We start from the raw sequence: 15,413 nt of genomic DNA on the forward strand, positions 1-15,413 counted from the left end.
GCGATCCCCGCTCGATCGAATCCCCTCGACCCAGGACCGGAACCCTGCATGGCGACGCTCGAAGTGCACGACGGCCGCGGAGGTGTAAGGCGGGAGGCGATCTCCCGCGAGAGCACGCTCCTGTTCGGGACAAGCCCGAAGTGCGACATCGTGCTCGAAGGCGAGGGGATCGAGCCCATCCACGGGCGGATCCGCTGGAAGGGGAGCCGGTTCAAGGTCGACGCCTCGCCCGATTGCCCGCCCATCGAGGTCAACGGCAAGCTCCTCACCTCGTCCAGCCTGCGGAAAGGGGACGAGGTCCGGGTCGGCAACTGCCGGATCTTCCTGATCCGCGACGATGCCCAGCCCGCCGCCGACGAGCCGACGATTGTCCAGGCCCCGCCCACGGCCCGAACGCCGAAGTCGGGCACCCTGAAGGCGGCCAGGGCTAAGGCCGTCGCCAGGAAGGCCGTCCAGGCGAGTCGCCCTTCGAAGCTCGATAGCCCGGATTGGTTCGAGGCGCTGGGAGTCGCCCCTTCCAAGCAGGTCGTCGAGCAGGAGTTCGTCCCCGAGCCCAGGCGAGAAACGCTCTCGGCTCGCCTGTTGCGGAAGTTCCCGCTCGAACGCCTCACGTCATGGATTCCCCGAGACGACACCCCGGGTCGAGAAGAGATCGCTCGCTCCCCGCTGATCCTTGGTCTCGCCGCGTCGATCGTCGCGCTGACTTTACTTGGCTGGGCGCTGTATGGCGTCATCGTACGCACGACGGCGAACAACCTGTTCCTTCAGGCGATCGAGGACTACGACGGTGGGAACTATCGCAACGCGGCGGATAAGTTCGATCGGTTCCTCGCCGCGAACAAGACCGATTCCAGGGCCGGACGCGCGACGGTGATGAGCGCGCTCTCCGGTGTCCGCCAGTTCGCCTCGGGCGCCGCCCCGTCGTGGTCCAACGCCGTGACCGCGGCGCGGGAGATGGTGGGGAAGGTCGGCGAGGTTCCCGCCTACCGCGATTACAATGTGGAACTGGGCGAACTGGTGGTGGCCGCGACCGAGGGGCTGGCCGACCGCGCCAAGGTCTCCGGCGACCCCGCAGGCCTGGCCGAGGCCGAGGCCGCCCTCCAGCTCCACCGATCGATCGCGGGCGAGGCGACCGACGCTCAGCTCAACCGGTCGCGGGCGCCCGCCAAGTTGGCCGACGCCCGAGCCGCCGTCGCCAAGGCCCAGGCCCGACTCTCGACGCTGGCGGCGATGGATGCCGCCATCAAAGCTTCTTCACCCGACGGCGCATACGACGCCCGCGATGCGCTCGTGGCCGCCTATTCCGACCTCGCCGGCGACCGGTCGCTGATCGAGCGGCTGACGAAGGCGAACGACCTGATCCGCGCCGCGGCGAAGTTCGACCCGTCGCGGCGTCCCGCCGAGAGCCAGCCCGGCATCGAGCCGCTCGGCCCGCCGACCACCCTCGTCCTCCGATCTCCGCCCGCCGCGGCGCCGCCGGACACGCCGACGCCTCCGATGGTCTTCGCGCTCGCCGATGGCTTCGCGTTCGGCCTGGATGCCAGGTCCGGCACGCCGCTCTGGCAGGTCCCCGTCGGGCTTTCGAGCCCCTTCAGGCCGCAACTGATCCCCGGCGATGAAAGTTCGGTCCTGGCCTTCGATTCCCGCCACGACGAGCTGCTGAGGCTGGAAGCACGCACCGGCAAGCTGCTCTGGCGCCAGCCCATGGGCGAGCCGATCGTCGCGCCCCCACTGGTGCTCGGCGACCAGATGGTGCAGGCGATGCCCGGCGGAACCTTGGTGGTGCTGGACCTGGGAAGCGGGGAAGTGCGCGGCACGTTATCACTGAATCGGCCGCTCGCGGGGGTCGTCGCGGCCGACGAGGCGGGCCAGTTCTTTTATGTGCCGGGCGACGAGGCGACCCTGTTCGTCGTAGCCCGCGACCCGATGGCCTGCACCTCGGTGGAATACCTGGGCCACGACTCGGGGACCATCCCGTGTCCCCCGGCACGCATCGGCCGCTATCTGGTCGTCACCGAGAACCAGGGGATCGACGCGGGCCGCTGGCGGGTCTTCGTGCTGGAACAGGACGGCGCGAGGCCCAGGCCGGTGCAGACCGTGCCGCTCGCCGGCTGGGGCTGGGGCACCCCCGCGTCGTCGGGCTCGGTGATCTGGGGCGTCAGCGACCGCGCCGGAACGGTGGCGTATTCGCTGGGCCCTTATGAGTCCAAGGCACCGTTCACTCCCGTTGCACGGCTTGCCCCCGACGCCGAGTCGTCGGGCCCGGCCTACGCACTGGCCACGACCGATCGGGACGTTCTGATCGCGTCGGGCCGTTCGACTCGCTTGACGCTCGACCCAGAGCGTGCCGCCCTGGCCAATGCCTGGACGCTGGGCGAGGCGGGCCCGGCGCTCGCGCCGCCTCAGCTCTCCGGCTCGCTCCTGATCCTCACCCAGAAGTACACCGAAGCTCAGGGTGTCGCCCTCTGGGGAGTCGATCCCGCCTCGGGAGCCGTGCGCTGGAAGACGATCCTCGGCTCTGCCTGGCCTCTACCTCCCACGGCCATGCCCGACCGCGCGGCGATCGGTGTGGTCGACGTCCGCGGCAAGCTGGCCCCGCTGGCCTCGGAACGGCTGCACGCCGGCGGCTTCATCGAGCGTCCCCTGCCGCAGCCCGGCACGTTCCGGTTGCCCGCAGGCGAGCTGGCCCGAGTCGAGGTCGCCGGCAGCGTGATCCTGGTGCCTCGCGGCCAGGTGGATGATGTGCTCGTCGAGGACGTGGCGGGCGACCCCAGGAAATTGGCCCTGCCCACCCCGCTGGCCGCAACTCCGCTGGCCTGGGGCGACGGCCTGCTGGTGCCCGGTGTCGATGGCCTGGTCTACTGGATCGACCCCAAGACAGGCGCCTCGCGGGCAGAGCCCCTGGTGCCGACCTTCAATCGCTCCAGCCCGACCCGCTGGCTCGCCCCGGTCGCGCTTGAGGACGGCTCGGTCGTCCTGGCGGATGCGTCGGGCAAGCTCCGCAAGCTCGAGCTGCCCAAGGGACCGGCACCCAGGCTTGTCGCGTCGCAGGAGGTCTCGCTCGATCAACCCCTGGTGGCCGACCCCGCATCGACGGGCACCTCGATCGTCGTGGCGACGGCCGACGGCCGGGTCCGCTCGCTCTCGGGTCGTGACTTCAGCCCCTCGGGCGCCTGGCCAATCGAAGCACGACGGGTCGTCGGCCCGGTTGCGGTCGACGGGCACGTCTTCGTGGCCGACGCCGCGGGAAACCTCCTGCTGATCGGGCCCGACGGTCGTCGGCTCTGGAGCCAGCGGCTGCGCGAGTCATCCGCCGCGGGGCCTCCCTCGATCCGCGAGGGCCAGATCTCCGTGGTCGGCCGCGACGGCGCCGTCAGCCGGTTTGCGCTCGCCGACGGCACGCCCATCGATCGCCGCGAGCTTGGCGTCGTCCCAGTCGGCGGCCCGATCCCGCTCGTCGATGGCGTCGTGTTGCCGACCGGCCTTGGCACCTTGCAGCTCATTCGACCTTGATCCGAACGGGGCCGGCCTCATGCTCTCCGTGAATCGATCGGGAACCTTCGGACGCGCCCTCGCGGCCTGCCTGGCCGCGACCTGCGTGGTCGCCTGCGCCTGGGCGGAAGACGCGGAACGGCCCGCCGACCTGCTGAGCGGCAGCCCATTCGATCGGATCACGCTGGTCGACAACAGCGTCTACGACATCGAGCCGCTCGCCCCCAGGCCGCTGCCCGAATACGATCCGGCCAAGGAGAAGAAGGCCGAGGACGTGCCCGTCCGCGCCAGGAACAGGCGCAAGAACCGGCAGGCCAAGGACGAAGGCCCCGAGGAGGTGAAGGACGACGACGGGCCGCCCGGCAGCATGGTCGTCATCCATCTGCTCGAAGGCGAGATGCGCGACTACAAAGTCAAGCGCAAGAATATCAAGAAGATCGAGTATTTCGAGGACATGCTCATCGCCGAGGCCGACAGGCTGGCCCGCGATCGCGAATTCGGCAAGGCCTTCGAACGCCTCCTCGTCGTCCGCCAGCGCGATCCCGCCTGGAGCGGGCTGGAAGAGAAGGTGAACACCCTCCTTTACGAGGAAGGTGCCCAGGCCCTGATGGACAACGACCGCGACCGCGGTCTGAGGCTGCTGGGCGACCTTAGCCGACGCAAGCCCGACTACCCAGGCCTGGCCGAGCAGCTCGCCAAGGCCTACTCGTCGCGCGTTGACCAGTCGCTGCAAGTCGGCGCCTTCGCCAAGGGACGTGCCCTGATCCGCGAGCTGGACTCGATCGCCCCCGGGCACCCCGTGGTGGTCGCCTCGACCGCGAGGTTCGTCGAGCGGGCCAGGGGGGCCGCCGACTCGTCGGACAAGCTCGAAGGCTTCGCGAAGCTCGACGCCCTCACCGAGGCGGCCCGCGTCTGGCCTTCGCTGGACGGACTGACACCCCGATTCGCGGAGGCCTTCCGCGCCGCCCCCACGCTGTTCGTCGGGGTCAACGAGGTCGCGGGCGTGCCTTCCCCTTGGCCTCGTTCGCCCGCCGCGGACCGTCAGGCGCGGCTGATCTATCGTCCCTTACTTGCGCGTGACGACGATGCCTCGCGCAAGGGAGAGACGCCCGGTCAGGTCTCCTCGGGAATCGAGGTGGCCGAGCTGGGCCGTCGCCTGGAGATCCGCGTGAAGGAGGGCGTCCCCTGGTCTGATGGCAGCCGCCCGGTTTCCGCGATCGACGTGGCACGCAACCTGACCGATCGAGCGGTGGCCAGCTCGCCCGGCTATCAGGCCCGCTGGGCCGACCTCCTGGATCAGGTGGAAGTCCTCGACGAGAGACGTGTCGGCCTGCGATTCACGCGATCCGTCCTCAAGCCCGAGGCCTGGCTTCTCGACCCGGTCGGCCCTGCGCACGGCGGCCGTGAAGGACTGGTGCCGACGCAGGATCGCGGTCGGATTGCGGTCTCCGACGGCGCCTACCAGCTCGGCGAGGTCGCCTCAGATCGCACCACCTTCTTGGCGACCGGTCCCGCGCCGATCCGCCGGATCGTCGAGCTTCCTCGAGACGCGGCAAAGGCCACCGTCACGGCCCTGGTGCGCGGTGACGTCAGCCTGCTCGAACGCGTCCCGCCCGATCGCATTGCCGAGCTTTCCGCCATGCCGGGCATCAAGATCGGCAGTTACAACCGCCCGAGCCTGCACCGGATCGCGCTGGATGGCCGCAACCCGCTGCTGCGGAACAGGACGCTGAGGCGCGCCATGTCGACGGCCATCGATCGGCGATTGCTGCTGGAAGATGTCCTGCTCAAGCACCCGGTCGACGACGTGAACCGGCCGCTCGACGGCCCGTTCGCCAAGGGGAGCTACGCTGACGCTCCCGACGTCCCCGCGCTCGGGTACGACCCGCTCCTGGCTCGGATGCTGGTGGCCGCCGCGCGTAAGGAGCTGAACGGCGTGGCTCTCGCCTTCGACTTCGAGTATCCGGCCAGGCCCGACGCTCGGGTTGTGGCGGCCAGGATTGCCGAGATGCTCACGCTTGCAGGCGTCGAGATCAGGCTCATCGAGCGGCCCGAGTCCGAGCTGGAATCGGCCCTCAGGGCGGGGCGGAAGTTCGACCTGGCCTATCGCGTTGGCCGGTGCGCCGAGCCTGCCTGGGACGCGGGCCCGTTCCTCTGCCCGGGCTACGACGCGGCCCCCTCGGCCGATGCGCTCGCGTCGATCGCCAGCCCGAGGATCAGGCAGCTGCTGCTCCTGCTCGACAGGGCCCCGGAGTGGCCGACCGCCCGAGCCCTGGTCATCCAGATCGACCGCGAGGTGCGAGACGAGCTGCCGATCCTCCCGCTCTGGCAGCTCAAGGACCACTACGCCTGGCGCGACCACCTGAAGGGCCCCGCCGAGGCGGCCGACGACTTGTATCAAAACATCGAAACCTGGGAGGTCGAGCCGTGGTTTGCACGAGACGCCGCGCCCTCCTCGCCCTGATCGTCGTCGCTTCGGCCTTCGCCACCTCGCTCGCCCGCGCCGAGGACTCCAAGCCCGCGACTCCGACCGAGCGGACCCCCTACGCCATCCGCGTCTCGCTCTCGACGGCGCCCGAGGCACGCATCGACCCCAAGGGGCGTGCCGCGCTGGTGGCTTCCTGGCGTGATCTGGTCAACCGCTTCGTCGGCTCTCCCTGGAAACTGGACGTCGTCGACGGCGAGGGGGAGCTCGCGGTTTCGCTCGGCTCGATCGATCCGGCCTCGCTCTCCGAACCCGCCAAGGGGGCCGACCGCCTCTGGCTGATCCGTGTCGAGCCTTCCGGCACCGGCCTGGACGTTTCGGGCCGATCCTTCGACCCGGAGACGGCGACCCTCGGGCCGATTCACCTTCGTACCGCAATCGTCCCGGCCGAGCTGCCAAGGGCCTTGTTTCGCGTCGCCCTCGACCTGTTCGTCCCGAGCGCACGCATCGACGAATCGGCGGCCGGCGGAGTGTCGATCACCGTCCAGGGCGCGGGCCTCGCCGCGGCATCTCCCCTGGGACAGGTCGTCGCGCCCGGCACCGTGTTCAGGCCCTATCGAATCTTCCAGTCTCCCGACGGGGCGACGCTCAAGATCGACGAGATCCGCTGGAGCTATCTGAAGGTCGATTCGCTGGCGGGCGCCGTCGCTCGCTGCTCGATCGTCAGCGGCCTGCGTGACCCGCTCACGCGGAGAGTGGCCCGCCGCAACCGCCTGATCGCGCGAGGGGTGAAGCCCTCGGATCAGCCGACCTTGTTCCGCTTCACCACCGAACCCGACAAGGCACCCGCCGCCGGGTATGTTCTGACGGCCCGGACCGTGCCCGACGGGGCGCCCTTCGAGGTGGGCACCACCGATCGCGACGGCCGAATCGCGCTCGGCCCGGGCGTGCGTCGCGAGTTGCTCGTCTTCCGGTTGCTCAGCGGATCGGTGGAACCGATGGTCGAGTTCCCCGCCATGCCCGGCGACGTCAGCGGCGAGCACACCATCCCGTTCGACCCCAAGACCCTGACCGTTGCCCTTGAGATCCAGCTCGACTCCCTCAAGGACGCGATCGTCGACGTCGTCGCGGTCCGGGCCCGTCTGGAATCGAGGCTCAAGGCTCGCCTGGCCGGGAGCGACTGGAACGCCGCCGACGAGTCGCTGGCCGAGTTCCGCAAGCTCACCCCCAAGGCAAGCTTCGCCGACCGCCTCGCCAAGCTCAAAGATGAGGCCGCCCGGAAGCAGGCGGCGACGAAGACCCCGATCCTCACCAAGACCGCCCAGGCCCAGGTCGCCGACGTCCAGGCGCTCATCGACCGCTACCTCGACGACGAGGCCTTCAACGCCTATGCCGAGGCCATCGCCCAGGGCCGCGCCGCGCCCGCCGAGGGCAAGGACAAATCCAAGGCCGCCAAAAAGACAGCCGGCACCGAGATCCCCAAGGTCTTGCCCGGCGCCGCTGCCTTCGCCCAGCCCGAGTCCGTGACGGAACCGGCTGCCCCGGCCGAGGTGCCCGCTGCCCCGGCCGTCAAGAAACCCGCGCCGGCGAAGGGAGGTGTCCCGTTCTGAAGCCCGAACATCAAGGCTTCTGGGCGACGGTCTCGGCCGGCTCGTGGCCGACGAGGCCGAAGATCTTGGCGATCTTGGCGCCACCGGCAAACAGGCGTTGCAGCGCGGGGGTCGGCATCCGGTCGATGTAGCCGTACCAGGCGGTCACCATCCGCGTGAAGTCGAGCATCTTCTCGAGCTGCTCGCGGGTGTATTGCTCGGCGTTTCCGCCGGCATTGGCCTCCTGGACGCAGTGCTCCAACAGCGCGATGGTCGGGTCCATCTCGCGCCGCTTGCGCTCGGCCATGATGACGTGGAACGTCTCCATCACGTCCTTGAGGGCCTCGAATCGGTCGCGGCGGTCGCCGATGATATGCACACGCCGCACCACGCCCCAGGTGATCAACTCGCGCAGGCTCGTCGAGACGTTCGATCGGCTCACATCGAGGAGGGCGCTGATCGACTCGGCATCCAGTGCCTCCGGCGAGACGAACAGGAGCGCGTGCACTTGCGCCATCGTCCGGTTGATGCCCCAGGCCTGGCCCATCTCTCCCCAGTGGAGCACGAACTTCTTCGCCGCCGGCGTCAATTCCACGTCCCACCGTCCTTTCGGTCGCGACAGTCCCAACCGAAATGTTAGACCGCCGGCCGGGGCCGGTCAATGAGAGGCGGGCCGTTTCGGCCTGGATTCGGAGGACTTGCCAAAACGATGTTCACGATTTAGGATGGGACCTCACTTCGACGTTTGTCAGGGCCTTCGATCCCCCGCGGGGGAGGGGTCAGCACATGCCCAGACGATCGATGCTCGGCGGCCTCCTGCTCGGATTCTCGGCCGGCTGCGGCGGCAACATCCCGCTTCCGGATCCGCAGCCCGTCCCCAAGGCGGCCGTCAAGACGGCCGTCCAGGTTCGGGTTCCCCCCAGCCTGGTCGTCTCCCCGCCGGCTGCAACGCTTGGTCCCGATGACTCGGGCCTCCAGCTCATCGTCGTCGGATCGGATGCGAAACTGGCCGACGCGACCTGGACGGCGTCCCCCGCGGGGGTGGTCTCCGTCGACTCGGGCGGCTACGTGCGAGCGATCGGGCCCGGAGAGGCGGTGGTTGCGGTCAAGGCGGGACTCGCCACGGGGCGTGCGACGCTGAACGTGGCCGAACGGTCGGGCCGGCCCTGGAGTTTCGGCCAGGACATCGTGCCGATCCTGACCCGTGGCGGGTGCAACGCAGGCGGATGTCACGGCAAGAAGGACGGCCAGAACGGCTTCAAGCTGTCGTTCACCGGTTACGACCACGAGGCCGATTTCGTGGCTATTTGCCGCGACTCGTCCGGCCGGCGGGTCTCGCTGCTCGACCCCAAATCGAGCCTGCTGGTGACCAAGGCGACCGGCACCGTCGGCCACGCCGGCGGACTCAGGTTTACTGCGGGGAGCGACGAGGCGAAGACGCTGATGGCCTGGGTCGCCGCGGGGGCCCCGCGCGAGCTGGGCAAGCCGCACGGCCCTTTGAAGTCGCTGGCCATCGAGCCCGGTTCGATGATCCTGCCCGGCCCTGGGATCAGGCAACTCAGGGTCGAGGCTATCTACGCCGACGGCCATCGCCGCGACGTGACCCGTCTTGCGGCGTACTCGTCGCTCGACGACTCTTCGGCGACCGTTGATGCCAACGGACGGGTCGAGCTGAAGCGAAGGGCGGAGGTCGACTTGGTCGTCAGGTATCAGGACAAGGTCGTCAGCCTCCGCGTGGGGACACCGATCAACCCCGACCTGGCGTATGACTTCAAGGCGAGACCTCGTGCGAATTTCATCGACGAGATGCTCTTCAAGCGGCTCGAATCCGTGAAGGTCCCGCCCAGCCCCGTGGCCGGCGACGTTGCGTTTCTGCGACGAGTCTCGCTCGACCTGACGGGCGAGCAACCGACGCCGGAGCAGGTCCGGCTTTACCTGGCGGACCGCGACCCGAAGAAGCGCGACAAGCTGGTCGACCGGCTGCTGGCCAGCCGCGACTTCGTTCGGTTCTGGCAACTCAAGTTCGGCGACCTGCTGGCCATCACGTCGGCACGGCTCGGGGCCGGGGCGGCGCGATACGAGACCTGGCTGGCCGAACGCCTGACGTCGAATACGCCCTATGACGCGATGGTCCGAGAGCTTCTGACAGCGACCGGAAACCCGTCCGGTTTCGAAGGGGGCGCGGCGAATTATGCGCTCGACAGCCCCGACCCCAAGGTCCAGGCCGAGCTGGCCGCCCAGAGGTTCCTCGGTCTGCGGATCCGCTGCGCCCAGTGCCACGACCACCCGTTCGACGTCTGGACCCAGGACGATTACTACGGACTGGCCGCCGCGTTCACTAAGGTGCAGAGCGGCGGGATGGGCCGGATGACGGTCCGGATCAATCCCGAAGGGAAGCTTGACCACCCGAGGACCGGCAAGCCGGCCACGCCCCGGCAGTTGGACGGCACCCCAATCGTGGTGGCCGCCGCCGAAGATCCGCGCAAGCCGCTCGCCGCTTGGATCACCGACCCCAAGAATCCGCAGTTCGCCCGAGCTTCGGCGAATTGGGCCTGGTCGCAGTTCTTCGGCAAGGGGATCGTCGACCCGCCCGACGATCTGAGCCGATCGAATCCGCCGGTCCACCCCGAGCTGCTCGAGGCGCTTGCAGGCCACTTCATCGCGCACAAGTTCGATCTGCGCGACCTCGTCCGCACGATCGCCACGAGTGAAGCCTATGCGTTGTCGTCGGCGACCGTGGCGGGCAATGAGCACGACTCGCGGTTCTTCTCGCACCAGATGCCCCGGCCCCTCACGGCCCACCAGATGGCCGACGCCATCGCGCAGGCGACGGGCGTGCCCAATCAATTCGCCGATCAGTTGAGCGCCCGGCGCGCGATCGAGATCGTCGATCCCGCGAAGCCGAGCACAATCCTCGACGCGTTCGGCCGCTGCGGGCGGATGACCGGATGTGCGTCGGTGGCCACGCCGTCGCTGAGCTTGCGGCAGTCGCTGCTGCTCATCGGCGGCGACGTGATCGAATCGAAGGTGACGAGCCTGGGAGGCTATCTGACCCACCTGCTCGAACTGGCGCCCGAGCCCGACGAGGTGGTCGAGAACCTCTACATGCGCACCGTCTGCCGGGCCCCGACCGACCTCGAACGCGACCACTGGGCCGCCGAGCTGAAGAAGGATCCTTCGATGCGTGAGGCGGCGGAAGACCTGTTCTGGTCGCTCCTGAACTCGCGTGAGTTCGCCTTCAACCACTGATCTCAAGGCTCTCAGGAGGACGACCGATGCCCAGCTCAGCCGCCTCTCACCTGTGCCGTGGCCCAAGTCGCCGCGATGCCTTGCGCGTCGGGATGCTGGCGGCGTTCGGGCTGGGGGTTGATGACCTGTTCCGGCTGCGCGCCCTGGCCGCGGGCCCGTCGAGCCACGTCAGTCCGATCCAGGCCAGGGCCAAGAGCTGCATCCTCGTCTGGCTTGCCGGCGGGCCGTCGCACGTCGACACGTTCGACCCGAAGCCAGACGCTCCGGCCGAGATCCGCGGCGAGTTCAAGGCGATTAACTCGTCGGTGCCCGGCCTTCAGTTGAGCGAAGTTTTTCCCGCGATCGCGCAGCAGATGGACATGGCGACTCTGATTCGGGGTGTTACGTCGCCCGAGGGAGATCACGATCGCGCGGCTCACCATCTCCTGACCGGGTATCGGCCGAGTCCGGCCCTGGTCTATCCGAGTTTCGGCAGCGTGACCGCGAAACTCGGTAACGACGCGAGCAGCCGGCTTCCCTCGTACGTAGCCGTGCCGGACGCTCCGCTCTTCTCGTCGAGCGGTTATCTGACCCCTGCCTTCGACCCGTTCTCGATCAACGGCGATCCGAACAGCGCGGGGTTCCGGGTCCGTGACCTGACGCCCCCCGACCGCCTGACGCTCGATCGACTCAAACGGAGGCGGTCGATGGTCCATCGACTGGACGGGTTCGCCGGCGAGGTCGGGCAGAGTTCCTTGACGGTCAGCCGCGACCAGTTCAGCGAGCGGGCCTACGACCTGCTCACCTCGAACGCCGCGCAATCGGCGTTCCAGATGGACGCGGAGACCCCAGAAACCCGCGACCGCTACGGCCGGAATGCGCTGGGGCAGGGGTGCCTGCTCGCCAGGAGGCTGGTCGAGGCGGGCGTCCCGTTCGTCACGGTCAATGACCGGGGGGCGGGCCAGCTCGGCTGGGACACGCATCAGGAGAATTTCAAGCGAATCCGCGAGGACCTTGCGCCCAGGCTGGACCGCGGGGTCGGGGCTCTGCTCGCCGATCTGCGAGCCCGCGGGCTGCTCGATTCCACGCTCGTGGTGGTGATGGGGGAGTTCGGGCGGACCCCCAAGATCAACCCGATGGCGGGCCGCGACCATCACGGTCGGGCCAACTGCGCGCTGCTGGCCGGCGGCGGGATCCCGAAAGGCCTGCTGTTGGGCCGGACCGATGCCAAGGCCGATTCGCCGCTGGACAACCCGGTCACGCCGGCCGACCTTGCCGCGGTGATTTACAGCCAGCTCGGGATCAGCCCCGACCTCCAGTTCGAGACGCCCGACGGCCGACCAATCCGACTGGTCGACGGCGGCAAGGTACCGAAGGAATTGGCCTGAACGACCGCGGGCGGGCCAATCCGGTTGGACGGCTCGCCCGCTGGGTTGAAGTCTGTTGGGCCTGGCGGCCGGCAGGATCAGGAGATGGCGCGCGGTCGGGCGGCGAAGAAGCCGAACGCGAGCACGATGATCGCGCCCAGGATGGACATGATCCAGCCGCCCGGCTGGTAGGGCGAGGTCCCGAGCTTGAGGGCGTAGGCGATGCCGCCACCGACCAGCGAGCCGATGACGCCCAGGATAATCGTGGAGCCGATCCCGAGGTCATCGGGTCCCGGGTGGATGGCTCGTCCGACGAGGCCGGCGATGAAGCCGAAGACCGTCCAGGCGATGAGACTCGTGATCATCTGAGAAATCCTTGAAGCGGGACATGACGACCGGGGGAAGTGGCCTCCCGGGGGAGTTCTTAGTCGCAATGTAATGCATCCCCTATGCCAATCTCGGGCGAAAGCAAGGGGGGCGTTGTGTGTGGGGCGTGATCCTGGTCTGATCGGGGAACGGCCGACCCACCTCGGGACGGTTGCCTCCGCTCCGACCCCCAGCCTCTTTGGATCCAGGGATGCCCAACTCACGCAGCTCGCCGACGTTCGAGGAGATCGTGGAGACTCGCGACCCGTCCCTGTTCTCGGTCGCCACCAAGGCGGCCGGGCCGGCGGGGAGCCTGCCTTTGACCGACGAGATGCTGCGGCAGTGGCCCTCGGGCGACCTGTTCGGTCTGAGCCAGGACGCGGGGATGGGGTGGGACCCCTCGTCGGTGAACCGCGACCAGTTCCTGATCCTGAGCACCCAGGGGGGGATGCGTGCTGAGGACGGCAGCCCCATTGCGCTGGGGTATCACACGGGTCATTGGGAGATCGCACTGCTGGTGAAGGCGGCAGCTGAGGAGTTGCGCGCGCTGGGCCGACTGCCTTTTGCCGGGATGGTCAGCGATCCATGCGACGGGCGTTCGCAGGGGACCACCGGCATGATGGACAGCCTGCCGTACCGCAACGACGCCGCGATCGTCTTCCGCCGCCTGATCCGGTCGCTTCCCAGACGCAAGGGGGTCGTCGGCATCGCCACCTGCGACAAGGGGGCGCCGGCGATGCTGTTGGCGCTGGCGGGGTGCAAGGGGTTGCCCTCGGTGTTCGTGCCGGGCGGGGTCACGCTGCCCCCGGCCTGGGGCGAGGACGCCGGCAAGATCCAGACGATCGGGGCGCGGTACAGCCACGGCGAGATCTCGCTGGAAGAGGCCGCCGACATGGGTTGCCGGGCCTGCGCCAGCCCGGGGGGTGGCTGCCAGTTTTTGGGGACCGCCGCGACGGCGCAGGTGGTGGCCGAGGCCCTGGGCATGAGCCTGCCGCACTCGGCACTTGCCCCCTCAGGCCAGCCGATCTGGACCGATATGGCCCGGCGTTCGGCGCGGGCCGTGGTGGCGATGGCGCAGAAGGGGATTACGACGGCCTCGATCCTGACCGACGGGGCCATCCGCAACGCGATGGTGGTGCACGCGGCGTTCGGCGGTTCCACCAACCTGCTGCTGCACATCCCGGCGATCGCCTTCGCGGCGGGCCTGCGGCGGCCGACCTCGGCCGACTGGCACGAGATCAACTGCAAGGTGCCGAGGCTCGTCTCGGTGCTGCCCAACGGGCCCGAGTCGCACCCCACCGTCCGCGCGTTCCTGGCCGGCGGTGTGCCCGAAGTCATGCTGCATCTCCGGCCGTTAGGGCTGCTGGATGAGGACGTCTCGACGGTTGCCGGCGTGCCGCTGGGCGCGGTGCTCGACTGGTGGGAGGCCAGCGAGCGGCGGCGGCGGAGCCGTGAGTGGCTGTTCGAACAGGACGGCGTCGAGCCCGACCGGGTCATCATGAGCCCGGACCAGGCCAGGGAGCGGGGCCTGACCAGCACGGTCACGTTCCCAACCGGAAACCTGGCGCCTGAAGGGTCGGTCATCAAGAGCACGTCCATCGACCCGAGCGTGGTCGATGGCGACGGTGTCTATCGCAAGCTGGGTCGGGCCAGGGTCTTCACCAAGGAGCGGGATGCGGTCGCGGCGATCAAGGGGCAGGGGGGCTTCAGCCCGATCGTCGGCGGCGAGGTGATCGTCCTGATCGGCCGGGGGCCGATGGGTGCCGGGATGGAGGAGATCTATCAGGTCACCTCAGCCTTGAAGTTCCTGCCGTTCGGCAAGCACGTCGCGGTGATCACCGACGCCAGATTCTCGGGCGTCTCGACCGGCGCCTGCGTCGGTCACGTCGGGCCGGAAGCCCTGGCGGGTGGGCCGGTGGGCAAGGTCCGCGACGGCGACCTGATCAGGATCGTGGTGGACAGGCTGAAGCTGGAAGGGACGGTTGACCTCGTGGGGGCGGATGGTGTCGAGTTCGGTGCAGAGCGCGGGGCCTTTGTTCTGGCAGGCCGGGCAGCGCATCCAGACCTGGCCCCGGACCCCGACCTGCCCGACGACACCCGGCTCTGGGCGGCGCTCCAGGCCGTCGGCGGCGGCACCTGGGGGGGCTGCGTCTACGACCCCGATGCCATCATCGACAGGCTCAACCGGGGACGAGGCTGAAGTCGATCCGCAACGGGAGGTGGTCGCTGGCCCGGCGCGATCCGTGGGTCTTGACGATCTGGGCGTGGTCGACGTTGATCGCGCCCCGAGTGAATGCCTTATCGAGCGAGCCCATGGCCATCCAGGCGGGGAACGACCGGAAACGGCTGGGGGGTGCGGTCACCTGGCTGAACCCTTGGTGGGCGAACGGGCCTCTCGTCAGGGTGTTCCTCCAGTCATTGAAGTCGCCGATGATCAAGGTCGGCAGGTGGGCGGATTCCAGGAAGAGGGGGTGATTCAGCAGGTGGGCGGCCTGCCAGTGGCGTTCCTTCTCGGCCAGGCCGAGGTGCCAGTGAACCAGGTGAAAGTTTCCCTGAGGGGTGTCGATGACGACGAGTTGGGCACCCCTCGGCTTGCGACGGCCGAGCTTGAGCGAGACTTGATGCGACGTCAGGACGGGCCAGCGGGTGACGATCAGATTGCCATAACCCCCTTCCAGCTTGGGCACATTGAGCTGGTACAGGAGGGTACTGTTCTTCAAAGTCTCGGCGATGAGCCGCGGCTGATCGTCGTGCCTCGAGCGGCGGACGTTGAGGTCCACCTCCTGGAGGCAGGCGATGTCGGGCTCCTCATGCTCGATGACCTTCAGGATGCGTTCGAGGCGGTATCGGCGGTCTCGGCCGCCGACCCCTTTGTGAATGTTGTAGCTCAGAAGTCGCATCGACGGCGCCGTGATCGAGGTAGATTGGCCTGTTTGGAGCGGATGA

9 protein-coding genes are annotated in these 15,413 nt (G+C 68.7%); 6 read left to right on the forward strand and 3 right to left on the reverse strand.

From position 1 onward, the window contains the following. Positions 1-48: 48 nt before the first annotated feature. The 3 genes from EP7_RS06105 to EP7_RS06115 are packed head-to-tail and all read left to right on the forward strand — an operon-like array spanning position 49 to position 7,527. Positions 49-3,513 carry an outer membrane protein assembly factor BamB family protein gene (locus tag EP7_RS06105; protein WP_463526858.1) on the forward strand — a complete coding sequence of 1,155 codons (3,465 nt, stop codon included), beginning with the start codon at positions 49-51 and terminating at the stop codon, positions 3,511-3,513. A 19-nt stretch (positions 3,514-3,532) separates the two neighbouring features. After that, on the forward strand, positions 3,533-5,956 hold the full coding sequence (locus tag EP7_RS06110; protein ID WP_463526860.1) for an ABC transporter substrate-binding protein: 2,424 nt from the start codon (positions 3,533-3,535) through the stop codon (positions 5,954-5,956). Further along, positions 5,920-7,527, forward strand: coding sequence for a hypothetical protein (locus tag EP7_RS06115; protein ID WP_463526861.1), 1,608 nt, complete (start codon positions 5,920-5,922; stop codon positions 7,525-7,527). Before EP7_RS06110 ends, EP7_RS06115 begins: the two co-directional genes overlap by 37 nt. 10 nt (positions 7,528-7,537) lie before the next feature. Here the strand turns inward: EP7_RS06115 and EP7_RS06120 are convergent, their stop codons facing one another. Further along, a complete protein-coding gene (locus EP7_RS06120) occupies positions 7,538-8,101 on the reverse strand; it encodes a GbsR/MarR family transcriptional regulator (protein ID WP_463526862.1) in 564 nt (187 codons plus the stop codon). 191 nt (positions 8,102-8,292) lie between these two features. On the opposite strand from EP7_RS06120, the gene EP7_RS06125 reads away from it, so the two are divergent. Together EP7_RS06125 and EP7_RS06130 are read left to right on the forward strand one after the other, a co-directional pair. Then, the gene (locus tag EP7_RS06125) at positions 8,293-10,755 is read left to right on the forward strand and encodes a DUF1549 domain-containing protein (RefSeq protein WP_463526863.1); all 2,463 of its coding nucleotides are present in this window, start codon (positions 8,293-8,295) and stop codon (positions 10,753-10,755) included. Between the two features lie 26 nt (positions 10,756-10,781). Beyond that, positions 10,782-12,122 (forward strand): DUF1501 domain-containing protein, encoded by a 1,341-nt coding sequence (locus EP7_RS06130; RefSeq protein WP_463526864.1) that lies wholly within the window; start codon positions 10,782-10,784, stop codon positions 12,120-12,122. Positions 12,123-12,199: 77 nt separating this feature from the next. Here EP7_RS06130 and EP7_RS06135 read toward each other — a convergent pair whose 3' ends face one another. Next, a complete protein-coding gene (locus EP7_RS06135; protein WP_463526865.1) occupies positions 12,200-12,466 on the reverse strand; it encodes a GlsB/YeaQ/YmgE family stress response membrane protein in 267 nt (88 codons plus the stop codon). A gap of 212 nt (positions 12,467-12,678) precedes the next feature. Between EP7_RS06135 and EP7_RS06140 the strand changes: the two genes are divergently transcribed. Next, entirely contained in the window at positions 12,679-14,667 is a 1,989-nt protein-coding gene (locus EP7_RS06140; RefSeq protein WP_463526866.1) for a YjhG/YagF family D-xylonate dehydratase, read from the forward strand. On the opposite strand, the gene EP7_RS06145 is transcribed toward EP7_RS06140, so the two are convergent. Further along, positions 14,648-15,367, reverse strand: a complete 720-nt coding sequence (locus EP7_RS06145; protein WP_463526867.1) for an endonuclease/exonuclease/phosphatase family protein — start codon at positions 15,365-15,367, stop codon at positions 14,648-14,650. The two genes, EP7_RS06140 and EP7_RS06145, sit on opposite strands and share 20 nt — an antisense overlap. Positions 15,368-15,413 lie beyond the last annotated feature (46 nt).

This window comes from Isosphaeraceae bacterium EP7 (assembly GCA_038400315.1).
In the GTDB taxonomy this organism is placed as follows: Bacteria; Planctomycetota; Planctomycetia; order Isosphaerales; family Isosphaeraceae; genus EP7.